This is a genomic window from Glutamicibacter sp. AGC46 (assembly GCF_053543715.1).
The window spans coordinates 1-22,770 of sequence record NZ_JBLVOJ010000011.1; the positions used below are offsets into that span (position 1 = coordinate 1).

The following is a 22,770-nucleotide window of genomic DNA, read 5'->3' on the forward strand; positions in this document are numbered from 1 at the left end:
CCGGAGGTCGCGCAGCGTATCGACGCTGAGCTGGCGCGCCAGCAGCGCGGTCTGGAAATGATCGCTTCGGAGAACCACACTGCGCAAGCAATCATGCAGGCGCAGGGTTCGGTACTGACCAACAAGTATGCCGAGGGCTACCCGGGCCGCCGCTATTACGGCGGTTGCGAGGAAGTTGATGTCATCGAGACGCTGGCGATCGAGCGGCTCAAGGACCTGTTCGGGGCGAAGTTCGCCAACGTGCAGCCGCATTCCGGTGCGCAGGCCAACGCGTCGGTGTACCACGCGCTGGTTCGTCCGGGCGATACCGTGCTGGGGCTGAACCTGAACCACGGTGGCCACCTGACCCACGGGATGAAGCTGAACTTCTCGGGCCGCTTGTTCAACATCGTTCCTTACGGTGTGGACGAGGAAACCTATGAAGTGGACATGGACGAGGTGGAGCGCCTTGCCATCGAGAACCAGCCGAAGATGATTGTTGCTGGCTGGTCGGCGTATCCGCGCCAGCTGGATTTCCAGCGCTTCCGCGAGATCGCTGACAAGGTTGGCGCGTACCTGTTCGTGGATATGGCGCACTTCGCTGGCCTGGTGGCAACCGGGTTGCATCCTTCGCCGGTCCCGCACGCTCACGTGGTGACTTCCACGACGCATAAGACGCTTGCTGGTCCTCGTGGCGGCATTATTCTCTCGAATGATGCGGAGATTGCGAAGAAGCTGAACTCGGCGGTGTTCCCTGGCCAGCAGGGTGGTCCGTTGGAGCACGTGATTGCTGGCAAGGCGGTGGCGTTCAAGATTGCCGCTTCGCCGGAGTTCAAGGAGCGCCAGGAGCGGACCTTGGCTGGTGCGCGTATTTTGGCTGAGCGTTTGACCCAGGAAGATGTTGTTGCCAAGGGCATCAGCGTTTTGACTGGTGGCACTGATGTTCACATGGTGCTCGTTGACTTGCGTAATAGCGAGTTGGATGGGCAGCAGGGTGAGGATCTTTTGGCGCAGGTGGAGATCACGGTGAACCGCAATTCGGTGCCGTTTGATCCTCGTCCGCCGATGGTGACTTCGGGGTTGCGTATTGGTACCCCGGCGTTGGCTACCCGTGGTTTCTCGGAGGCTGCGTTTGCTGAGGTTGCGGAGATCATTGCGCAGGCGTTGATTGCTGGTGCTGAGGGTAATGCGGCGGTGTTGCCGGAGCTGAAGGATCGTGTTCTGAAGCTTGCCGCGGCCCACCCGCTGTACCCGGAACTGGCTAAGGTTTCCGAGTAGCATCATCTGATTAGGATGTGGGCCCGGAAGGTGGAAATACTCGCTTTTCGGGCCCGCGGTCTTTCAACATCCAGAGGTCCAGGCGCTGCATGGTACGTGCGGTGGCCGCAAGCCTCTGGAACCACACTCCACAGATCCGGGGCAGAAGCTCTCGGATTACCCAAGTTCTAAGGATGTGACCCGCTATGGCGGTTAGCGTATTCGATCTTTTCTCGGTTGGCATCGGACCGTCTTCCAGCCATACCGTGGGACCAATGCGTGCAGCACACGCATTCATTGCCCAAGTAATCCGAGAAGGCCAACTGGACGCACTGGAAAATATCCGTGTTGATGTCTACGGATCCCTGGCCGCTACCGGACGCGGCCACGGCACCTTCACTGCCATCATGCTGGGGCTTGAAGGCTTCGAACCTGAAACCGTGCTGCCATCACAGGTCGATGACCGTCTGGCGGACATGGAAGCCACTGGAATCCTCCACCTGGCCGAACAGCTTGATCAGCGCAAGGACCTGAACTACAAGGTCGAAGACATGATCCAGCATCCGCTCACCGTACTGCCACGCCACACCAACGGCGTGAAGTTCATTGCCCTCGACGCTGACGGCAACGAAATCGCCAACGAGACCTTCTTCTCCGTAGGCGGCGGCTTCATCGTGCGCGAAGGCGCCGAAGACCGCATCGAGAAGAACCTCGAAGAGAAGCTGAACAAGCAGCCCTATCCCTTCACCACGGCAGCCAAGCTGCTGGAACATGTGAAGGAAACCGGCCTGTCCATTGCCGACATCATGATGGCCAACGAAATGGCTTACCGGTCCCGCGACGAGATCCGCAACGGCCTGGTCCACATCTACGAAGTGATGGAAGACTGCAAGGATTCCGCGCTGGAACGCACCGGCGTGCTGCCCGGCGGCTTGAAAGTTCGCCGCCGTGCGCCGGAATGGCATGAACGCCTGCGCAAGGAAGACAAGGACCGGGATCCGGTCTACTGGCAGGAATGGATCAACCTCGTTGCGCTGGCCGTCAATGAGGAGAACGCCTCCGGCGGACGCGTGGTCACCGCTCCGACCAACGGCGCAGCGGGCATCATCCCAGCCGTGCTGTTCTACGCCACCCACTACGCACCGGGCGCAAAGTACTGGAATGAGGAGGAAAAGCACGACGCTGTCGTACGCTTCCTGCTCACCGCTGGTGCCGTCGGCGTGCTGTACAAGGAGCAGGCATCGATCTCCGGCGCCGAAGTCGGCTGCCAGGGCGAAGTCGGTTCGGCATCATCGATGGCTGCTGGCGGCCTGGCCGAAATTCTTGGCGGCACCCCAGCGCAGGTAGAGAACGCAGCGGAAATCGCCATGGAACACAACCTTGGCCTGACCTGCGACCCGATCGGCGGACTGGTCCAGATCCCTTGCATCGAACGCAACGCCATCGCTGCTTCCAAGGCAGTGAACGCGGCGAAGATGGCGCTGATGGGCGACGGCGAACACCACGTCACCTTGGATGAAGTCATTATCACCATGCGCGAAACCGGCAAGGACATGAGCGACAAGTACAAGGAAACTGCGATGGGCGGCCTGGCCGTCAACGTGGTGGAATGCTGATTTCCCAGTAACGCATGACCCAGTTCGGGAGGCCTGCACTGCAGACCTCCCGAACTGTTTAAATGTGATCTTGGCCCCCAAGTCCGGCAATTCCCAGCCATAGCTGATAGAACTGGGACTAGGCCTGATGCGCGCTAGCGCAAACCAGTTTCGAGGAGGTGAGTGTCGTGGAAGACAGTTCTAGTCGATCTATGCACACGAACTCACCCGGACGCTCGTAGCCGAATCAGCCGAATCTGGCAGCATCCCGCCATGGGATCCCAACGAGTTCGTGACTCTTGTACATGTCACCGGCGCCTGGTCCTGCACGCAAATACTGACTGATTTATCTCCCTGTATTCATGGGGTGATCAAGCGGTGAGAAGTTGCTGGCAGGCTTGTATTCACGCGCCAAATGAACCATTTGGACCAAAATCATGTTTTCTCCAGAAAAGGTAGACTTCTCTACTATTTCGCGAGCCTTGCGCTCCCATCTCAATCACGCAGAATTCCAGCTCGCGGCAGGGCTGCTGGGCGGTCTGCACATCGCCCAGACCATTGAGCACCTCGAAGCACTGGATGCCACGGAGGCTGCCCTGGCCTACCGGCTGCTTGACAAGCAGACCGCGGTACTGGTCTTCCAGGAACTCGACGCCCCGGTGCAAGCCGACCTGGTGCGGGCGCTGCAGTCGCAGACCGTCATCGATGCCTTCGCCCAACTCCCCGCCGCGGGACGGGTAGCGCTGCTCGATGAACTGCCAGCGATGGTGGCCACGAAACTGCTGGCAGGGCTGCCGACGGCCACGCGCCAGGAAACCGGAATCCTGCTGGGCTATCCGGAATCAAGCGCCGGCAGGGCGATGTCCCCGGATTTCATCTCGACCCACCCGCAGCTGTCTGTGGCCGAAACCCTGGAACGCATCAGCGCACGCCTCGGGAACTGCGAGAACGCGCAGCACATCCTGGTGATCGATGATGAACGCCGGCTGCTTGGCACCATCAAGCTCAGCGAGTTGCTCACCGAGCCGGCCGGGACAACGATCGGAGAACTGTGCACCCAGAGCCCGGTCATCCAGGCCTGCGAGCCGGAGACGAGCGCGGCACGGGTGGTGGTGGATCGGAAGGCAGGGATGCTCCCGGTGCTTGATCGGGAAGATCGCCTGCTGGGAGTGCTGACCTTGCCCATGGCGATCGCGATCCTAGAGGATGCCGAAGAGCGCCGCTCCGCGTACGGCTCCGGAACGGATCCGCTCTTCCGCCCTTACCTGGGGACGCCATTGCGCCACCTGGTGAAGGCGCGCGTCATCTGGCTGCTGGTCCTGGCTATCGGCGCCACCTTGACGGTCAAGGTGCTGTCCAGTTTCGAGCAGACACTGGAGTCGATGGTGGTGCTTAGCTTGTTCATCCCCTTGATCGTGGGCATTGGCGGGAACACCGGCAACCAGGCGGCGACCACTGTCACCCGTGCGCTGGCCATGGGGGATGTGCGGGGAAGCGACTTCTGGCGGGTGCTGATGCGCGAGGTGCGAATCGGAGCGGTCCTGGGACTGAGCCTGGGCGCCATAGCGCTGGTGGTGGCCGGGAGCATTTTCGAACTGCGCATCGGATTGGTGATAGGCATCAGCCTGGTGGCACTGTGCAGCATTGCTGCCGCTGTCGGCGGGGTGATGCCGATCATCGGTAAATTCTTCAAGGTTGATCCTGCGGTATTTTCCAACCCCTTCATTTCAACCTTCGTGGATGCCGCCGGGCTGATCGTCTACCTGTCGGTGGCCGTGCTGATTCTTGGATAGCCTGCAGCTGCACTGGGGTGCGCGGAATAAATTCGCGCACCCCAGCGTCGTAACAGGTATGCCTCATAGCAAGCTCTTTACTGAATTTACCGTCCCGGCCAGAAGCGGAGCAGGCCTGAAGCTTCGCAACCGCGTCGTGCTTCCGCCGATGTGCCAGTATTCCGTGGAAAAACGCGACGGCGTTCCAACGACCTGGCACTTGGCTCACCTGGGTTCCATGGCCCATGGCGGATACTCCTTGGTGATCGCCGAAGCAACTGCGGTGGCAGCTGAAGGCAGGATCTCGGATCGCGATACCGGCCTGTGGAATGACGAGCAGGCCGAAGCCTGGAAACCGATTGCCCAATACATCCGCGCCCATGGGGCAGCCGCCGGCGTGCAGCTGGCGCACGCCGGAGCCAAGGCATCGACCTATGGCTGGCTCAAGGATCTTGAAGAAGCTGGAAAATCCGGCAGCATCAGCGCGGAAGATGGCGGCTGGGAAACCTTCACTTCCTCGCCCAGCGAGCTCTACGGGCTGAAGCCAGCTACCGCGATGAGCGTGGAACAGATCCAGGCATCGGTGCAGGACTGGGCTGATGCGGCCAAGCGTGCCGACGCGGCCGGATTCGACCTGATCCAGATCCATGCCGCGCACGGCTACCTGGTGCACCAATTCCTGTCGCCGCTGACCAATAAGCGCACCGACGAATACGGTGGCAGCTTCGAGAATCGCACTCGATACCTGCGTGAAGTCATCGAGGCTGTGGCTGCCGTGTGGCCGGAAAACAAGGCCCTGGGCATTCGCTTCTCCGGAGAAGACTGGGTGGACGATGGATGGAGCATTGCTGACACCGTTCGGATCGCCAAGGAACTCTACGGCTACGGTGTGCGCCACTTCGACCTCTCCAGTGCAGGAATTGGCAAGTTCAACGGACCGTCTGGTCCCGGCTACCAAGTGCCGTTGGCTCAGGCAGTGAAGGAAGCGCTGCCCCAGGATGCCTTCGTTACCGCGGTCGGCGTCATCACCGAGCCGATGCAGGCAGAACAGATCGTCGTGACCGGGCAAGCCGACGGCGTCTGCGTTGGGCGCGCTGCACTGGGCGATCCGCAGTGGGCTAACCGTTCGGCGCAGGAATTGGGTGCACCGATGGCATTCCCCGCCCAATACTGGCGCGGCCGCTGGTAAACGCAAGTTGCCATGCTGATTTCATCCAAACAACGACATAGTTTCTGGTTACCTCTTCCAGCCACTGAATAGTGATGTTAGGTTAGTGCCACGGATCTAGTCGCACCGCGGCCAAGGGTCGCGTGCGGAAGGGAGTCAGCATGGCACTACGCGCGGATTCTAATGGAATCGACGCTTCGCTCTATCGGAGAAACGGCTCGTGGAGCACAGCTCTCGTGGATGCATCGTTGGGAACCACTGCCGCCCAGGAAGCGGCAGACCGGCTTCCGGACGAGGTAGCCAAGCTGCTCAAGAGCCAGCAGGCGCAGCCCAGCGATGTCCAAGCACTGATCGGCGCACTGGAGCCAGCCCAGGGACTGCGAGCACCAGTAGCACGGTTCGTCGCTGTTCATGACGGCGAAATCGTCCTGAACGAACTCATCCCAGGCCTCAAGGTCCAAACTTCATCGGTTGATGTGGGTCCGTTCCCGAATTTCACGGCGCTGGCCCGCGCCCGTGGCGGATCGTTCTCCTACCTCGTAGCTGAAGTCAGCAAGGACGGCGGCGAGGTGCACCTCTACAATACGGCGTCACCTGAACGCCTGGGCAGCCGCGGCATCGTCGGGTTGCCCGAGGAAATCCACCATGCACGCAAGGTGCCCGGGGAATACGACCAGCCCAAGGCCCAGGCCGCTGCCGATGAGATGGCTCGTCGAAACGCTGACGAGGTTGCCGAGCTGATCAGCGAAATGTCCAACGAGAACTACGTCCGCCTGATCATTCTTTCGGGCGACATCAAGGCTCGTGAACTGGTGCTCGGGGCAGTACCCGTGGCGCTCAAGGACTATGTAGAAGTCATCGACTCGCATACGCGCACCGGGGGTGCGGACACCAAGCAAGTCGATGCCCAAATCACCAAGCTTGTAGAGGAAGTGAAAGCCAAGTCCCTGGCTGAATTGGAATCGAAGATCGCTGCGCAGTCCGGCAACGGCAAGGCGCAGCTTGCTGTCGGACTCGATGAAGTTGTCACTGCGCTCCAATCGGCGCAAGCCGAAATGGTGCTGGTTGGACAGTACCAAAGCGAGCATACCCTTCGCGCCTTGAGCGCCGAACCATGGATTGCCCATCAGGATGGAGATGACCATGCAGAGTTGGTCGTCGGGGAATGGCCGGCGCCAGAAGTGCTCCTGCGCGCCACCGCGCTAACCGATGCCAGCATTCGCTATGTACCGGATTCGGTGATTCCTGACGGTGCGGGAATCGCAGCCTTGCTGCGCTGGGCCAAATCCTGAACAGTTCACTAAATGAAACGATCCGCACGGGAAATCCTGCGCGGATCGTTTTTTGCGTTCCAGCTATCTGGTGCCTAGCGATCTGACGGGCCGGCTGCCGGGGGAGCCGGTGGGGAAACATCTGAACCGTGATCGGAGTTCTGCTGCTGCCCAGGCTGATAGGCCGGAGGAGCCCAGTAGGCCTGGCTAGGGTGAACCGGTGGCTGGCTCATCTGCCAAGGCTGCAGCATCGGACGGCGCTCTGCTGCTGGAATCGGGCCTGCCGTACGCGCAATGCCTTGCCTGTCTGCCAGCTTCACCAGCACGAAGGTCAATAGGGCCATGAAGCACACCGAGAAGACCAGCGAAACCGGGTTGGATTCCGTGGCGTTCAGATCAACTGCGCCCATTGCACCGAGCAGGAACAAGAAGGTGTTGTTGATGATGTGCATCGCCATCGCTGCTTCAAGGCCACCGGTGCGCCAGGTCAGGAAGCCTGCCGCGATAGCGAACGCCGCCACATCGAGAAGCCCCCAGACATCGTAGAGATGGCCGATGGTGAAGAAGGGAACTGGAAGCAGGATGGCGAACAATGGATGCTTCAGCCAGCTGCCGATGACCTGCATGAACGCGCCACGGAAAACAAGCTCTTCAGCTGCGCACTGGAAGGGCGTCAAGAGGATCACCAGCAGGGCATAGAACAGCGGATCGGCCGGCAGGCTGCTCGCCGGCACGGGTTCGGACTCGCCAATGCCCAAGGCGCCCAACCCGAAACTCAGCCCGAAATACACTGCGAACAAGATGGCGCTGGCACCCAACGTCAGGCCGAACCAGCGCCAGCGCAATTTGCCGGCGACCGATATCAGCAAGCCGACAGGCTTGGGCCCGATGAGCAAGTAGGCGAGGTAGACCGCCGGGATCATGATGATCAGGGAGACCATGGTCATCGAGAAGTCCGTCGCCGTGGCCATGTTCAGGGTTGGATCCATGAGGAACTGATCGGGAGCGTCATCTGGATTCTCCGCAGCCCACGTCAGCGGGTTCATGATCAATGCGATGAACATCGCCAGTATGGCGATGAGCAATGCCGCGCCGTAGAAGCCAATGCCGATGCCGGTGAACGCCAGCGGCCTCCACCAGCGGTAGTTCTCACTGCGTCTCATTAGGCGATGGAACGAATAGTTCATCTCACCCTCGGCGCCTTGCGGCAAGGGTGGCTGGTTCATTGGCAAGCTCATGGCTCAATTCTCCCGTTCCGCAGTGTTTGAAGGTATGAACCTTACGGAGGATTTATCGGGTCATCCTTTTGAATATCCAGGACCAGCTCTTCGCAACGCGGTCGGCATCCAAGGCAAACTCCAAGGGGCTAGCTCTTACACTTGGAAAGAACGATTCGCCTTCTTTGATTTGGAGCAGCACCACGTGGGCCATCATCACCATGACGAACCGATTTTGCAGGATCCCCGGCGCCGGCGGCGTGCCTCGATCATCTTATGGGCGCTGCTTGCGCCTATCGGCGCCCTGGCCCTGGTCATGGTCATCTTGTTGTGGCCGCAAGGCAACTACGACAAGTTTGCCCTGAACGGAGCCATGGACACTACCGGTGGCGCAACGATGGAAGTGGGCACTGTCACGCGCAGCACAGTCCAGGACTGCCCGTCTTCCCAAGGGTTGGAAGAAGTTGGTGGCAAGGTTCTCGAATGCCAAGTAACCTACGTGATGCCCGAATCCGGTGGCGCGGAAATCCAATTGGAAATCCCACCGGAAATGCTGCAATCACGTGATGCGCGCGCGGGCGACAGCATTCGATACCTTGATCTCTCCGCGGTGGACACCACCAGCGGCAGCCCGTACGTATTCGTTGACTTCGTGCGCACTTTGCCCATGGCACTGCTGGCCATCGCCTATGGCGTGGTCGTGGTGCTGGTCGCCGGATGGCGCGGCACGCGGGCGATGATCGGCCTGGTCGGTGGCATCGCCTTCATGATCATCTTCATGGTTCCGGCCTTGCTTGAAGGCGGCAATCCGGTCCTGGTGGGACTCACTGGTTCTACCGCCATCATGTTTGTCGCGTTGTATTTCGCCCATGGGCTGAACGCGAAAACATCCACAGCGCTGCTGGGAACGCTCTTTGGCCTAGCGGTGACCGCGGCGATGGTGCTTTGGTTGACCGATGCTGCCGCTTTGACTGGAGCCAACGATGAATCGGCTATCACCCTATCGACGGTGGCCCCGCAAATTTCCCTGCCCGGCTTGCTGATCTGCGGCGTGCTGGTTGGCGGCATGGGTGTGCTCAATGACGTGACAATTACGCAGTCGGCCACCGTCTGGGAACTGGCAGAGAGCACGCCCAAGGCCTCGGCCAGGGAACTGTTCTTCCGCGGCATGCGCATCGGCCGGGACCATATCGCTTCGACCGTCTACACCATCGCTTTCGCCTACGCCGGTGCGGCCCTGCCGGTGCTGGCCATTGCGGCGCTGAGCAACCAGAGCTTCGGGGTCACCCTCGGCTCCGGCGCCATGGCTGAAGAGGTCATCCGAATCCTGATTGGTTCCATCGGATTGGTATTGGCGATCCCGGTAACCACCGCCATTGCAGTGATGGTGGTGAAAGCTACCGGCACCGGCGGTGCCCACGGCAAGCGGGCTTTGCAGAGTGTAACCTCCGACTCCTAGGTGCGAACCATTCTCATATGTAATGTAGAATAGTTCTCAATAGCGATCCGACTTAGATGGAGACCACCATGAAGAACTACCGCTCGCTGCTCGCAGCTGCCGTCGCCCTGCCCGCTGCCGGACTGATCCTTGCCGGATGCGGTAGCGCCACAGGAAGCGAATCGAAGGAAGCGGAATCTGCAGAGATCAGCGTAGTGGCCACGACGAACGTCTACGGACAGATCGCCCGTGCCATTGGCGGAGATAGCGTGGAGGTCAGCGAGATCATCACTTCGGCCGCACAGGATCCGCACTCCTATGAGCCAACCGCACGCGACAAGCTTGCGATCTCCAGCGCGGACCTGGTCCTTGCCAATGGCGGCGGATATGACCAATTCATGGACTCTCTCGTTTCTTCGCTACCGGAAGGCAAGTCTGGAGAGATCACGCTCATGCACGCTGTGGACTCCTCGCCGGTAGCTGCGGAATCCGAAGAGGCCGGGCATGAGGGCGAAAGTGCCGAGGAGCATGCGCAGCACGCTGATGAGGGCGGCCATGAGGGCGAAAGCGCTGAGGAGCATGCGCAGCACGCTGATGAGGGCGGCCATGAGGGCGAAAGCGCCGAGGAGCATGCGCAGCACGCTGAAGAGGGCGGCCATGAGGGCCACGACCACGCGGGCTACAACGAGCACATCTGGTACGACCTGGATTCCATGGGTGAACTCGCTGATGCGCTGGCCGAGTCCTTCGCCAAGGTCGATACCGCCAACGCGGATCGGTACAAGCAGAACGCAGCAGCCTTCAACGAAGGGATCGGGAAACTCGAAGCCCAGCTCCAAACTGCCAAGCTGGATGGCAAGAGCTTCATGATGACCGAGCCGGTTCCATTCCACTTGCTGGAAGCTGCCGGCATGGAGAACACCACCCCTGAAGGGCTGAGCGAAGCCATCGAAGAGGGCGAGGGCATTGCGCCGATGACCATGAAGAAGGCTGAAGACAAGCTCGTTGCTGGCGACGCTGACATGCTTGCCTACAACGTGCAGACCGAAGGCAGCGAAACCAAGGCGCTGAAGACGAACGCTGAGCGGGGACAGGTACCTGTAGTCGACTTCGCAGAAACCATTCAGGATGATTCCAGCTACCTCGAATGGATGGAATCCAACATTTCCGACTTGGCTTCCGCAATCAACGGCTAAACCTACGTAAACTAAATGCATGGCATTGTTCTCTTCCCAGATAACGCAAGCGACAGGTAAAGCACGCTCCCTCATTGCGGAGCGGTCTGTTCGAGCGGAGATCGCTCACTCGGACCGGGGAATCGAGCAAGCCGACCATGTGCTTTTCTTCGCCGAGGGGCCCGGGCAGTTCTACCAGCTCGGAGTCTGGCTGGGTACCTTCGAGCGACTGGCTGCCCAGGGTCTCAACGTCGGCGTGGTGCTCATGGACGCACTAAGCGCACGACACGCGCTGGCAGAGTCGAACCTGCCGATATTGTTCTCGCGTTCCATGGAGCAGATCGAGAATAAGCTGAGCGAGTGGAATACCAAATCCATCAACTACGTGAACAACGCCCAGCGGAACTTCACGATGCTGCGCTTCAACGGACCGGCGCATATTCACTTGAACCACGGTGAGAGCGAAAAGGCCTCCATGGTCTCCAACCAGCTCAAAGCCTACGATTTCGCCTGCGTGGCGGGTGCTGCCGCGGTAGAGCGCATCACCGAGAACATCTCCCGTTTCGACCCATCGCATCTGGTGCAGATCGGACGCCCGCAGCTCGATGAACTGGAATTGCCCGGCCCTTCGGAGAAGATCCGGGTTCTCTACGCACCGACTTGGGAGGGCGACTCGCAAGCCATGGCGTACTCCTCGGTGGCTACTTTGGGCGAGAGAATTCTGGCCCAGCTGAGCAACGATGAGCGTTTCGAAGTGCGTTTCCGTCCTCATCCGAAGACCGGTGATGTGTCCGCAGAGGCAAAAAAGGCCGTGGTAAGCCTGAAAAGCAACTACGCTGCCACCGTGGATGCGCTCAGCGACGCGGCGCAGTCCTTGGTCTGGGCGGATGTGGCCATCTGCGACACCTCGGCGATGGCCTATGACGCGGTAGCGCTCAACATCCCGCTGCTGCTGGCCGGAGACCCCCAAAGCAAGCTCCATTCAGGGTTGCCATTGGACCAGCGGCTGGGCAACGCCAACGGGCTGGCGCAGCGGGTTGCGGATCTTGCCGCGTCCTCGGTTGCCGGGGCGCAAAAACAGCTGGCCCAGTACTTCTTTGCCACCACAGAACCCGGGGTGGCTACGAAGAAACTGAGCCAGCTGCTTTCGAGCCTCTAGCCTTCAGGGCCTAGCGCTGCTTGAAGACCGTATCCTGCCATTCGCGATGGGCCGCGGGATCATGGGAGATCATCACATGCTTGACATTGGTGTACTCATCGAAGGAATACTGGCTCATGTCCTTGCCCATCCCCGAAGCCTTGTAGCCTCCATGCGGCATATCGGAAACGATCAGGATATGCTCGTTGATCCACACGCAACCGGCCTGGATTTCGGCGCTGGCACGCATCGCGCGGTCAACGTTCTTGGTCCATGCGCTCGCCGCCAGGCCATACGGGGTGTCATTGGCCAATTCGATGGCCTCGTCATCGGTATCGAACGCCAACGCCACCAGGACCGGGCCGAAGACTTCCTGCTGCACGATCTCTGAATCCTGGGCAGCTCCCACCACCAGGGTAGGACGGTAGAACCAGCCATCGCCCGGAAGCTGCTTGCCTCCGGCCAGCACCGTTGCTCCGGCATCCTTGGCGCGCTCAACCATCGTGGAAACCTTCTGCAGGTGGGCTTCGCTGATCATCGAACCCATGTCGGTATCGGGATCGGTCGGATCTCCCACCACCATGGCCTCCATCAGTTCGGCCACCTTGCTGGTGAACTTCTCGAAGACCGAGGAATGCACGTACGCGCGGGTGGCGGCGGTGCAATCCTGTCCGGAATTGATCGTCGAGCCGGCCACCGCACCATGTGCGGCAGCTTCGATATCGGCATCATCGAAGACCACCATCGGTGCCTTGCCGCCGAGTTCAAGATGAACCCGGGTACCGGTCTCGGCCGCCATGGACATGATCTTCAGGCCCACGGCGGTAGAGCCGGTGAACGAAGTCATCTTCACCAGCTTGTGGCGCACCAGGGGCGAGCCAACGCTGGGCCCGTCGCCAACGACAATATTGATCACGCCGTCCGGCAACCCGGCATCCTTGGCGGCCCGGGCAAAGAGCACCGAGGTGCCCGGGGTCAGCTCGCTGGGTTTGAGCACAATCGTATTGCCGGCGGCAATCGCTGGCAGGACCTTCCACGCAGCCATCTGCAGCGGGTAGTTCCACGGGCTGATCGAACCAATCACGCCGATAGCTTCACGGCGAACCATCGAGGTGGTGTTGCCCGCGTAGTCCCCGGCGGCCAATCCCTGCAAATTGCGTGCAGCGCCAGCAAAGAAATTCACGTTGTCGATGGAACCGGGCACATCGAACTGGGTCGACATGCGGATGCTCTTGCCGGTCTGCGCGGTTTCCAAAGCGGCGATTTCATCGGCATGCTTTTCCAGTTCGCGAGCGAATGCCAGCAGGTGGTCGGCCCGTTCGCCCGGGGTCAGCCGGGACCAGGTCTTGAAGGCGCCGGCGGCCGCCTGCACCGCCTGGTCAACCTGCTCGCCGGTCGCGGTATCCACGTCCAGCAACTTCTTTCCGGTGGCTGGATTCGCGCGTTCCAGCACCGGGCCGTGCCCGCGGACCTGCTGGCCATTGATGAACTGGTGTCCGAGGGAACTATCGTAGTAGGCCATGTGAATTCTCCTAGGGGGATTCAGAGGGTGAAATAGATCTTGCGCAGGGTTTCGGTGACGATCCAACGGGTTCTCATGCCCGCATGGAGCCGGACAACGCTGCCTGGAACTAGCACCAGTTCTTGGGCGCCGAAACCATCGGCTTCCAGAATCTGCACCGTAGCGCACCCGGCAAGCACCACGAAGTACTCGTCCGCTTCAATATCCTGCATGGCACCGCGGGACATCTCCCAGATGCCAATTCCTGCATCCCCGAGGGTGCCCAGTTCGCGGCAGCCTGCGGTTGCGGATGCCTGGCCGGCGACCACCTGCTCGTCGCCGATGGCAACATGCTTGACCTCAAGGGCATCGGCCTGGACGATGCTGGCTTGAAGTATTCTTCCAGGCATCAGGAATCGAACCCCATTCCAATCTTATCCATCAGCTTCAAGAAGGCCGAGCGCTCGCCTCGATTGCGATCTGCCTTGACCAGCTGGCTTGTCATCAGGTTCACGCCCACCCATGCGGCAGGTTCCGGCGGGAATGGGATCGGCTTGGTACGCACCAGTTCCAATTCGGTCAGCTCGGTCTTCTGGCCCGAGAGCAGATCCAGCATGACCCTTGCACCGAAACGGGTAGCGCCGACACCGAGGCCGGTGAAGCCTGCACAGTAGGCGACCTTGCCGCCGTAGGCCAGATCGAAGAAGGAGAAGAAGCGGGAGCAGGTATCAATGGCGCCACCCCACGCATGGGAGAACTTCACCTGTGAGAGGTCCGGGAAGCTGCCGAAGAAATGCGCGGCGAGCTTCTCGAAGGTCTGCTGGTTGGTGTCGTAGCTGGAGCGGACCTTGCCCCCGAAGTGGTAGACCGCGTCGTAGCCGCCGTAGAGAATGCGGAAGTTCCCTTCGGCGTCGATGGTTGGGCGGGCATAGTGGAACCGGTTGTTCAGGTCGGCCAAGCCCACCATGTTCTCCCAGCCGATGGCCGCGCGCTGCTGCGCAGTGAGCGGCTCAGTCATCAGCGCGTAGTCGTATACCGGCACAATTCGGGAGCGGTGGCGCTTGAGCAGAGACGGGAAAACATTGGTTGCCAGGGCCACATGCTTGGCGGTGATCTGCCCGTCGGCGGTCAGCACCTGGACCTGCGTGCCGGCATTGTTCATCTCCACGGCGTGGGTATGCTCGTAGAACTCGACGCCTAATTCGCTGCAGACGCGGGAAAGCTCCCAGACCAGCTTGGCGGGGTGGACCAGCGCGGTTGAATCATGGTCACGGGCGCCGGCCAGGAAGTCTGGCGAATTGATCAGTTGCCTTACCGCGCCGGCATCGAGGTAGTCGACACCCGGTGCCTCAGCTTCCTCGGCCACCCACGCAATCTGATGCTGTTCGGTGGCCACGCTGAGCGCGCCCTCGCGGACGAAGTCCACGTCCATCGCATAGCGGCGCACCGTCGCTTCGAACTCGTCGAGGTTCTTCCTGCCGAGCTCCGCAAGCAGCGCATTTTCCTTGGGCAGATGGTTTTCGCCGTTGGCCTCGCCGTGGACCAGGGAGGCTTCGCAGAAGCCGCCATTGCGCCCGGAAGCGGCCCAGCCCAAGCGCTGGCCCTCGATCAGTACGACCCTTCGGCCCGGGTTCTGTTCCTTGGCTTGGAGCGCGGTCCACAATCCGGTGTAGCCGCCGCCGATAATCAGCAAGTCGGTGGTGAGCGAGCCATGCAGCGCCGGGTGGGGTGCGGGGCGGTGCTCATGATCCAGCCAGTAGCTGGTGCGCTTGGCGCCGGCCAATGCTCGGGAGATCAGGGTGGGCGAGACTTCGGCTTCATGCCTGTCAAAAGTCAGGTCATTGGTGCTGTTCATTGGTTCTTTCCTCGACGGTAGCGGGTTCGGCAGGCGCTATCGAAGCAGGGGAACGACCAGTGGTCCGTGCGGCTTTGCCGTCTGCTGGGCACCGGGGATGCCAGTTGAGTGCCAATCGGCGGCCAAGGCTATCCCTCTTCTCGGAAAGATGAATACAAATTGAATGTGATTCATTACTCATCTAAGCCTGCGCCGCTCGGGGTTGTCAAGGTCCCGATGCCAAGCCGAAACCCGGCCTTCGAAACAGCAAAGCACTGCTTCGAAGACCGGGCCTGGTCATGCGGGAAACGCGACCGGTTTACCGCTAGTGAATTGATGCGCCCGTCCCGGGAAATGGCGGCTGAGCCAAGCCGCGCCGAACATCAGGAGGAATTCGGCGGCCGCAACTGCCAGCATCACCGGTGCATGCTGGGCGCCGTGCGCAGCGTGGGACGCGTGATGGCCGCCAAACCACGGCATGCCGATCACCATCGCCACATGGGAGGTGCCCATGAGCGCGCTCATCACCAGCAGGCGCAGGGGAGAACCGCCGCGCAGCACGCACCAGGAGCATTTGATGCACCACAAGGTCATGGCAAGCAATGCCAGGTTCCACCACAGGGAGTGCGGCATCAGTGCCAGAACCAGCAGGTGGGTTGCGGCCAGGCCCAGCGAAGCGGCTCCCAGGGCAATGTGTCCGGCCGGCACCCTGCCCGCGTGGCTAGTCGCCGCTGCCACAGCAACCGTCTGATTCCTTGGGGGCGCAGCAGCCGTGCTGGACCGGGGCTGGAACATCAAGGACAGGGGAGCGGTCGAAGAAGCCCTCGGGGCGGATGGTGAAGCCAACGGTGTCCACAGGCATCATCGGCCAGTCCTCGGTCCGCGGGAAGTGGGTCAACGCGAAGGTGTGCCACAGGCTGATCTGCTCGCCGTCGATGTTCTTGTCGTCCTCGATCCACGAGCCAATGCCGTCAACGCCCGGGTTCTGGTTCACGAAGTCACCGGTTGGATAGCGGTGGCCGTCCTCCCGCTTGGTCACCCACAGGGCCTTGGAGGCGAATTCTGCGCGACGATGGATGGAGGATCCTTCGGCGGCCAGCAGGGTCGGCAGTCCCTGGGACATCAGCTTGTAGCCCACCGGCTTGCCGAGGTAGTTCTTCGAATCCGGGTTGGTCACCACCCAAGTGCGGCCGGCGGTCGGATTGCTATCGCGTACCGCCTGCTTCTCGGTAGCCAGCACCGTGTGGCTGCGGGTGAAGGCGTTGCCCCGGGGGTTCTCCTTGCTGATGGGCAGGCGCACGGCTTCTTCTTCGATGACGCGGCTGGGTCCGCCGTCCAGGGCGAAGTCCAGCCGGGCGCCGAAGATGTGCTGGTGGAAGGGCGCGCCCAGGCCAGGCGCCATTTCCGAGGAGTAGCGCTCGTCGAGCATAGCCGAGGTGAACACGATGCCGGTGGCCTTGGCCTCGAATTCGATGGTGCCATCGAGGTACAGGTACCAGTAGAAGCCGTAGTCGTAGTTGCCCACGGTAGTGAAGAAGCTGATCACCAGGCGGCGGTTGCGGCGCGTGTACTTCACGCCTGACCAGTCATCGGCGTGCTTGGAGAGGATCGAGGCGTCTTCCTCGTGCATGCAGATGCCGTTGGTGATCTTCTGCGCATTGCCATCGGCGTCGGTGACCACAGGGGAGATGTAGTGGATTTCGCCCAGGCAGTCGCAGCCCAGCTCCAGCGAGTTGGCCAGGCGCCCGATCAGGTACTCGCCGGTGTCGAAGTAGTTCTGCCAGCTGCGCACCGGGGAAGGGTCCCCGTAGGGGACTACCATTTCCGCAATGGACGCACGATCCAGGATGCGGCGTTCGGTGCCCCGATCGTTGAAGGCGATGTTGTAGAGCACCAGCCCTTCGCGCATGTCGAAACCGATATCCAGCGACCATTTCTCCCACTCGACGTGGTTGCCTGCGCTGACCGTGAAGCTGGCGCCCTCAGGCTGGGTGATCTCGATGGGCTTCTGGGTGGTGCGCACCGGGCCAGTGAGTTCCGGATCCGTGTAGTTGCCGTGGGTTTCGGGTACCGGGATGACTTCCAGGTCCAGCAGCTGGTCGATCTTTCCGGCGATGGTGTCGATGTAAACCACCAGTCCATCAACGGGATGGGCCCAGGCGGAGTCTTCGGCGAAATCCTGGCGGAAGGCCAGGCCGCGCAGGATGCGGCGCCCGGCTTCTTGCGGGTACTCGTCCTCGTAGACTCCTGCGGAGAGCGGGGCAACGCGCACCTGTTCTGGCGTCAGGTTGCGCTTGGCCAGAGCGGCCGCCCACTGCGGATCGGCAACCAGGATGGCCTCCACCATTTCGAATTCCTCCAGCAGCACGGGCATCTGCCCCACCTTGGCCGGATCCAGGTCGATGCGGGAGTGCACAGCCTGCGCGCCCAAGTCCAGGACGACGTCCTTGGGTGAGTTGGCCAGCTTGTCCATGAGCATGACGCGGACAAAACGTCCGGGGCGGTCAGCGCGTGGATCCTCCAGGCCCATGTAGGCGATGCGGGTGTTCTCGGTGAAAAGCTGGTGGCTGACCAGCAATTCCTTGGCGGTGGCAATCTCTGCTTCGCTGAGCAGGGTGAAATCCGTGGTGGTGGTGATTGGCATGGGATTGGCTCCTTCGGCACTGAAGTGTGATCTGCAGCATTTATTATTCTCTAGTTGTAGAGAATACGGACGGGGCCAATGTGACGCAAGCCCTTGCCTGAAATAAATTGTTTTTCGCTAATCTTGAATCATGCCGAAAATCGTGGACCATGATCAGCGTCGCCGGGAGATTGTCGAAGTCACTTGGCGATTCATTGCCCGCGAAGGCATCGAGAAGCTGAATCTGCGTGACTTGGCGGCCGCGGCCGGCTATTCAAATGGCGCCTTCAAGCCCTACTTCCCGACGCGCGATTCGCTGCTGGTTGCCACGTTCCGCTACGTGGCCGAGGCTACCGACCGGCGCATCGCCCGCATGTGCCAGGGGCAATCCGGGCTGGGTGCGCTGGAGGCGTTCGCGCGCGAAGTGCTCCCGCTTGATGAGCTGCGGCGCAATGAAGCCCGCATTGCTGTGCACTTCTGGCATCTGGCCCTCGGGGACCGTGCGCTGGCTGCGGTCAATGCGCAAACCATGGACCGGGGGCGCGAGCTCATCGACCAATGGCTTGGACAGCTGCTGGGTCCGGAGCATCCCGCGGCGCGTGTTGCCCGCGACTCGATGATCAATTTCCTGATGGGCGCTCAGGCCAGCAGCGTGCTCGATGAAGCTGTCAACACCGCCGAGTCGCTCGAAGCGCAGCTGCAATACCGCCTGGATGCGTTGCGCCGCCTGCACCCCCAGAGCTAGGCGGATATTCTCCGCGCGAAGAAAATAGTGACTTTTCGCCTCGCTCGGCGTACTCTCATTCGTGATGCCCGACACAGTTGATGGGCTTCAATGGGGAGGCAAGCATGTACCAACTTCAGCACGTCGATTCGTTCACCGCGTGGTCGCGGCTCATTTCCGACGCCTTCGTCAGGCTGCAAAGCGAGCAGATTTCCAGTGGCCACTTCACCGCCACGCTGGGTGCCAATATGCTCGGCGATATCGGTTTGATGCGCATACATGCCAAACCCCACGCAGTGCAACGAACCGAGAACCTGACTTCCAGCGGCGACGGGGATTTCTACAAGGTCTCCTACCAGCTCGATGGCTACGGGCTGCTGATCCAAGACGGTCGCGAGACCCTGCTGGCGCCAGGGGACCTGGCGATCTATGACACGCAGCGCCCCTACACCCTGGCCTTTGAAAAGCCGGCGTCGGTGCTCGTCGCATTGGCTCCCCATGGTCTGTTCCGCCTGTCCCAGCAGCAGGTCGGCCAGCTCACCGCCGTCGCCCTGAGGCAAACCCACCCGCTATCGGGAACCGTCGCCCCGCTGCTGCGCCATCTTGGCGCCAATCTGTCCCAATGGGATGAATTCGGCGGCTACCAGCTGGCGCGCAATACCGTGGACCTGCTGGCAACTGCCCTGGGCGGGGCGCTTGGCGCCGAGTGCCATGGCGATGCCAAGGAGCGGCAGCGCGAATTGGCCACCAGCTACATCGCCGCGCACCTGGATGATCCCGACCTGGGACCTGCACGCATCGCTGCCGCCCACTTCATGTCCGTGCGCAGCCTGCACGCGCTTTTCGAGAACCAGCCGCTCAGTGTGGCCGCACTGATCCGCCATCTGCGGATGCGCGAGGCCGCGCGCCTGCTGCGCGACCCGCTGCTGGCCGAACTGCCCGTCCAAGCTATCGGGTCCCGGGTCGGGATTGCCGATGCAGCCGGATTCAGCCGCATGTTCTCCAAGGAATTCGGTTCCACCCCGGGCAAATACCGCTGCGCCGGCTGAGGCGCATGACACTCTTGTGCACGCGGAGCCAATGGTCCTGCACTCAATGCCAAGGACAAGCCCGAGCACTTGGGCGATGCTGATATCCAAGCACTCGGCAAATGGGGGATCGAATGGGACTCGAACAACGCACACTCACGGTGCCGGCTCTGGTCGTGATGATCATTGCCGCCAGCGCACCGCTAACCGCCGTGGCTGGCGGTGTGACTACCAACTACGCGGTGACCGGCATGGAATCCGTGCCGCTGTCCTTCCTCATGGTCGGTGCCATCCTGCTGGTTTTCAGCATCGGCTACACCGCGATGAGCCGCTACATCCCGAATGCCGGCGCCTTCTACGCCTACATTGCCCAGGGGCTGGGACGGGCATTGGGCGTGGGAGCGGCAATGGTCGCCCTGGTCAGCTACAACCTCATGCAGATCGGCATCTACGGCATGTTCGGGTTCGCCGCGGCATCCTTTGCCAATGCGTCCTTCGGCACCGCCATCCCATGGTGGGCCATGGCCCTGGCCGCGTGGGCAGTTGTCGGCTTCCTGGGCATGAACCGGGTCGACTTCTCCGTCAAGATCCTGGGCATCGTCGTGGCCGCAGAATTCCTCGTCGTCATCATCTACAACATCATGGCCTTCGCACTGGCTCCCGAAGCGCCGCAGCCGGCCGCATCCTTCAACATGGCTGACGCCATCGCACCGGGCATGGGCGCCGTCATGGCCTTCACCATCGCCGCTTTCATGGGCTTTGAATCCGGAACCATCTACAACGAAGAGGTCAAGGATCCAGCACGCACCGCCAGGCGTGCCACGATGATTGCGGTCGTCATCATCGCCTGCTTCTACGCGTTTTCGGCCTTTGCCGTAGCTGTCGGCGAAGGCGCCTCGAACGTCATCGGCGCTTCGGCAGAATTCGGCCCCGACCTGATTTTCGCGTTCTTCGGCGCCAACGCGCCAGCCTGGTTCGTCGATCTGGCCAACATCCTGTTCATCACCAGCCTGTTCGCCGCGTTGCTGGCCTTCCACAACGTCATTGCCCGCTACTTCTACTCCATGGGCCGCGGCGGGGCGCTGCCGAAGTTCCTTGCCGCGACTTCGCGCACCACCCACGCACCCGTTGCAGGCTCGCTGGCGCAGTCCACCCTCGGACTGGCGGTTATCGCCGTCTTCGCGGTGATCTCACATGGCAAGGATCCGATGTATGTCGTGTTCACGATGTTCACCTGGATGACCAACTCGGCGGCCTACGGGCTGGTGCTGCTCATGGCACTGACCTCCTTTGCCGTCATCGGATACTTCAAGGCGAACCGCAGCGGAGAATCCCTGATAACCCGGGTGATCGCTCCGCTGGTCTCGGGCATCGCCCTGGTCTACGTCTTCGCCCAAATCGTCATCAACTTCGAAATCTTGCTTGGCATGGCAGAACCGGGAATGCTCGGTTATGTGCTGCAAGGCATCGTGATCCTGCCTGGCCTCATCGCATGGGTGCTGGCACTGGTCATCCGCTCGTCCAAACGGCGTGCACCGATGGCCGAAAAACTTCCCGTCACCTAACAACTCAGTACCAAGGAGCTCAAAGATGGCTTACGCAAACGCCCAAGAACTGCTGGATGCGATCCAGCCAGCAACCGGAGGCACCGAAATCCTGGACCCGGCAACCGGTGAACTGGTTGGCCGTGTTGCCGAGCAGAGTGCCGCCGATCTCGACGCGGCCGTTGCCGCCGCAAAGTCCGCCCAGCCGGCCTGGGATGCCTTGGGCCACGAAGAGCGCAACCGCGTGCTCAATGCGGCCGCGGACAATATCGAAGCCAATGCGGAAGCGCTCGCCGAGCTGCTGTCCCGTGAGCAGGGCAAGCCGCTGAACGGGCCGAATGCGCGCTTCGAGGTCGGGGGAGCAGCCGCCTGGCTGCGCGCCGCCACCGCTTATGAAATCGAGCCGGAAGTGGGCGTGGACGACGGCGAAACCTATGCCGCCAAGCACTTCCGCGCACTGGGCGTAGTGGGCGCCATCGGCCCGTGGAACTGGCCAATGATGATCTCCATCTGGCAGCTGGCCCCGAGCTTGCGCATGGGCAACACCGTGGTGATGAAGCCCAGCGAATACACCCCGCTCTCGGTCCTGGCCCTGGTCCACGTGCTCAACGAAGTGCTGCCAGCAGACGTGCTGAAGATCGTGGCTGGCGGACGCGAGGTCGGCGAGAGGCTCTCGGGCCATCCGGATATCGCCAAGATCATGTTCACCGGCTCCACCCGCACCGGCAAGGCCATCATCCGCTCCTCGGCCGATACCGTGAAGCGCCTGACCATGGAACTGGGCGGCAACGACGCCGGCATCGTGCTCGAAGACGCCGATCCGCAGGCCATCGCCGAAGACCTGTTCTGGGGTGCCTTCATCAACACCGGCCAGACCTGTGCCGCGCTCAAGCGCCTGTACGTGCCCGAATCGATCTACGACGCGGTGTGCGATGCACTGGCCGGCGTCGCCGCGCAGATGCCCATGGGTGTCGGCCTCGACGAGAACAACGTGCTCGGCCCGCTGCAGAACAAGGCCCAGTACGACATCGTCGCTTCCCTGGTCAAGGATGCCGTGGATTCCGGTGCCAAGGTGCTGCTCGGTGCCAACCCCGATGAAAACGCGGCCGGCTACTTCTACCCGGCCACGCTCATTGCCGACATCGACCCGGGCAACCCGCTGGTGGTCGAGGAGCAATTCGGCCCAGCCCTGCCGATCATCAAGGTCAAGGACACGGCCGAAGCGGTCAAGCACGCCAATGCCCTGGAAGTCGGGCTCGGAGCCTCGGTATGGAGCAGCAACCGCGAGAAGGCACTGGAAGTCGCGGCGCAGATCCAGGCAGGCACCGTGTGGATCAACTCGCACGGCACCATCGACCCGCGCATTCCATTTGGCGGCGCCAAGCAGTCCGGTTACGGTCTGGAATTCGGTATTGACGGCTTGAAGTCCCTGGCCCAGCCGCAGATCATCAAGGGCTGACGGAGACTGCGTTCTCCAGCATTCCCCGGCGGGGGCCGGTGCCTATC

Annotated in this window: 18 protein-coding genes; 12 read left to right on the plus strand and 6 right to left on the minus strand. The window is 61.5% G+C overall.

Annotation, left to right across the window (positions count from 1 at the left end):
• From glyA to ACNPM8_RS05120, 5 genes are all read left to right on the plus strand, one after another.
• Positions 1-1,257 (plus strand): serine hydroxymethyltransferase (gene glyA / locus ACNPM8_RS05100; protein WP_448939411.1); only part of this gene is annotated, 1,257 nt, incomplete at its 5' end.
• A gap of 185 nt (positions 1,258-1,442) precedes the next feature.
• A complete protein-coding gene (locus tag ACNPM8_RS05105; protein WP_105657073.1) occupies positions 1,443-2,852 on the plus strand; it encodes an L-serine ammonia-lyase in 1,410 nt (469 codons plus the stop codon).
• A gap of 416 nt (positions 2,853-3,268) precedes the next feature.
• Complete coding sequence (mgtE, locus tag ACNPM8_RS05110) at positions 3,269-4,624, plus strand: magnesium transporter (RefSeq protein WP_448939412.1); 1,356 nt, start codon at positions 3,269-3,271, stop codon at positions 4,622-4,624.
• Positions 4,625-4,682: 58 nt separating this feature from the next.
• Positions 4,683-5,792 (plus strand): oxidoreductase, encoded by a 1,110-nt coding sequence (locus ACNPM8_RS05115; protein WP_105657071.1) that lies wholly within the window; start codon positions 4,683-4,685, stop codon positions 5,790-5,792.
• A 140-nt stretch (positions 5,793-5,932) separates the two neighbouring features.
• A complete protein-coding gene (locus tag ACNPM8_RS05120; protein ID WP_448939413.1) occupies positions 5,933-7,063 on the plus strand; it encodes a baeRF2 domain-containing protein in 1,131 nt (376 codons plus the stop codon).
• 74 nt (positions 7,064-7,137) lie between these two features.
• Here ACNPM8_RS05120 and ACNPM8_RS05125 read toward each other — a convergent pair whose 3' ends face one another.
• Positions 7,138-8,205: a CPBP family intramembrane glutamic endopeptidase gene (locus tag ACNPM8_RS05125; protein WP_448937260.1), complete on the minus strand. Its 1,068-nt coding sequence runs from the start codon at positions 8,203-8,205 to the stop codon at positions 7,138-7,140.
• Between the two features lie 259 nt (positions 8,206-8,464).
• Between ACNPM8_RS05125 and ACNPM8_RS05130 the strand changes: the two genes are divergently transcribed.
• From ACNPM8_RS05130 to ACNPM8_RS05140, 3 genes are all read left to right on the plus strand, one after another.
• On the plus strand, positions 8,465-9,718 hold the full coding sequence (locus ACNPM8_RS05130) for a YibE/F family protein (protein WP_105657068.1): 1,254 nt from the start codon (positions 8,465-8,467) through the stop codon (positions 9,716-9,718).
• A 68-nt stretch (positions 9,719-9,786) separates the two neighbouring features.
• Positions 9,787-10,893 (plus strand): metal ABC transporter solute-binding protein, Zn/Mn family, encoded by a 1,107-nt coding sequence (locus tag ACNPM8_RS05135; protein WP_448939414.1) that lies wholly within the window; start codon positions 9,787-9,789, stop codon positions 10,891-10,893.
• A gap of 19 nt (positions 10,894-10,912) precedes the next feature.
• Positions 10,913-12,031 (plus strand): CDP-glycerol glycerophosphotransferase family protein, encoded by a 1,119-nt coding sequence (locus tag ACNPM8_RS05140; protein ID WP_146112246.1) that lies wholly within the window; start codon positions 10,913-10,915, stop codon positions 12,029-12,031.
• A gap of 10 nt (positions 12,032-12,041) precedes the next feature.
• Here ACNPM8_RS05140 and ACNPM8_RS05145 read toward each other — a convergent pair whose 3' ends face one another.
• From ACNPM8_RS05145 to ACNPM8_RS05165, 5 genes are all read right to left on the minus strand, one after another.
• On the minus strand, positions 12,042-13,532 hold the full coding sequence (locus ACNPM8_RS05145) for a gamma-aminobutyraldehyde dehydrogenase (protein WP_448939415.1): 1,491 nt from the start codon (positions 13,530-13,532) through the stop codon (positions 12,042-12,044).
• A gap of 20 nt (positions 13,533-13,552) precedes the next feature.
• Positions 13,553-13,921: a cupin domain-containing protein gene (locus ACNPM8_RS05150; RefSeq protein WP_388025201.1), complete on the minus strand. Its 369-nt coding sequence runs from the start codon at positions 13,919-13,921 to the stop codon at positions 13,553-13,555.
• Positions 13,921-15,366 (minus strand): FAD-dependent oxidoreductase, encoded by a 1,446-nt coding sequence (locus tag ACNPM8_RS05155; RefSeq protein WP_434693757.1) that lies wholly within the window; start codon positions 15,364-15,366, stop codon positions 13,921-13,923. The genes ACNPM8_RS05150 and ACNPM8_RS05155 overlap by 1 nt, the downstream gene beginning before the upstream one ends.
• 276 nt (positions 15,367-15,642) lie before the next feature.
• Positions 15,643-16,083, minus strand: coding sequence for a hypothetical protein (locus ACNPM8_RS05160; protein WP_434693755.1), 441 nt, complete (start codon positions 16,081-16,083; stop codon positions 15,643-15,645).
• Positions 16,067-17,989 (minus strand): primary-amine oxidase, encoded by a 1,923-nt coding sequence (locus ACNPM8_RS05165; protein WP_448939416.1) that lies wholly within the window; start codon positions 17,987-17,989, stop codon positions 16,067-16,069. Before ACNPM8_RS05165 ends, ACNPM8_RS05160 begins: the two co-directional genes overlap by 17 nt.
• A 130-nt stretch (positions 17,990-18,119) precedes the next feature.
• Here ACNPM8_RS05165 and ACNPM8_RS05170 point away from each other — a divergent pair, with 130 nt between their 5' ends.
• From ACNPM8_RS05170 to ACNPM8_RS05185, 4 genes are all read left to right on the plus strand, one after another.
• Positions 18,120-18,713 carry a TetR/AcrR family transcriptional regulator gene (locus ACNPM8_RS05170; RefSeq protein WP_448939417.1) on the plus strand — a complete coding sequence of 198 codons (594 nt, stop codon included), beginning with the start codon at positions 18,120-18,122 and terminating at the stop codon, positions 18,711-18,713.
• Positions 18,714-18,817: 104 nt separating this feature from the next.
• Complete coding sequence (locus ACNPM8_RS05175) at positions 18,818-19,741, plus strand: AraC-like ligand-binding domain-containing protein (RefSeq protein WP_448939418.1); 924 nt, start codon at positions 18,818-18,820, stop codon at positions 19,739-19,741.
• A 113-nt stretch (positions 19,742-19,854) separates the two neighbouring features.
• Positions 19,855-21,285, plus strand: coding sequence for an APC family permease (locus ACNPM8_RS05180; protein ID WP_448939419.1), 1,431 nt, complete (start codon positions 19,855-19,857; stop codon positions 21,283-21,285).
• Positions 21,286-21,310: 25 nt separating this feature from the next.
• Positions 21,311-22,723 carry an aldehyde dehydrogenase family protein gene (locus tag ACNPM8_RS05185; protein ID WP_448939420.1) on the plus strand — a complete coding sequence of 471 codons (1,413 nt, stop codon included), beginning with the start codon at positions 21,311-21,313 and terminating at the stop codon, positions 22,721-22,723.
• Positions 22,724-22,770: the final 47 nt, after the last annotated feature.

What these genes read in the sequence shown, in the direction of transcription:
- ACNPM8_RS05105 (WP_105657073.1), top strand. Translation starts at nt 1,443, where the DNA reads ATGGCGGTTAGCGTATTCGATCTTTTCTCGGTTGGCATCGGACCGTCT.
- mgtE (WP_448939412.1), top strand. Translation starts at nt 3,269, where the DNA reads ATGTTTTCTCCAGAAAAGGTAGACTTCTCTACTATTTCGCGAGCCTTG.
- ACNPM8_RS05115 (WP_105657071.1), top strand. Translation starts at nt 4,683, where the DNA reads ATGCCTCATAGCAAGCTCTTTACTGAATTTACCGTCCCGGCCAGAAGC.
- ACNPM8_RS05120 (WP_448939413.1), top strand. Translation starts at nt 5,933, where the DNA reads ATGGCACTACGCGCGGATTCTAATGGAATCGACGCTTCGCTCTATCGG.
- ACNPM8_RS05125 (WP_448937260.1), bottom strand. Translation starts at nt 8,205, where the DNA reads ATGAGACGCAGTGAGAACTACCGCTGGTGGAGGCCGCTGGCGTTCACC.
- ACNPM8_RS05135 (WP_448939414.1), top strand. Translation starts at nt 9,787, where the DNA reads ATGAAGAACTACCGCTCGCTGCTCGCAGCTGCCGTCGCCCTGCCCGCT.
- ACNPM8_RS05140 (WP_146112246.1), top strand. Translation starts at nt 10,913, where the DNA reads ATGGCATTGTTCTCTTCCCAGATAACGCAAGCGACAGGTAAAGCACGC.
- ACNPM8_RS05145 (WP_448939415.1), bottom strand. Translation starts at nt 13,532, where the DNA reads ATGGCCTACTACGATAGTTCCCTCGGACACCAGTTCATCAATGGCCAG.
- ACNPM8_RS05150 (WP_388025201.1), bottom strand. Translation starts at nt 13,921, where the DNA reads ATGCCTGGAAGAATACTTCAAGCCAGCATCGTCCAGGCCGATGCCCTT.
- ACNPM8_RS05155 (WP_434693757.1), bottom strand. Translation starts at nt 15,366, where the DNA reads ATGAACAGCACCAATGACCTGACTTTTGACAGGCATGAAGCCGAAGTC.
- ACNPM8_RS05165 (WP_448939416.1), bottom strand. Translation starts at nt 17,989, where the DNA reads ATGCCAATCACCACCACCACGGATTTCACCCTGCTCAGCGAAGCAGAG.
- ACNPM8_RS05170 (WP_448939417.1), top strand. Translation starts at nt 18,120, where the DNA reads ATGCCGAAAATCGTGGACCATGATCAGCGTCGCCGGGAGATTGTCGAA.
- ACNPM8_RS05175 (WP_448939418.1), top strand. Translation starts at nt 18,818, where the DNA reads ATGTACCAACTTCAGCACGTCGATTCGTTCACCGCGTGGTCGCGGCTC.
- ACNPM8_RS05180 (WP_448939419.1), top strand. Translation starts at nt 19,855, where the DNA reads ATGGGACTCGAACAACGCACACTCACGGTGCCGGCTCTGGTCGTGATG.
- ACNPM8_RS05185 (WP_448939420.1), top strand. Translation starts at nt 21,311, where the DNA reads ATGGCTTACGCAAACGCCCAAGAACTGCTGGATGCGATCCAGCCAGCA.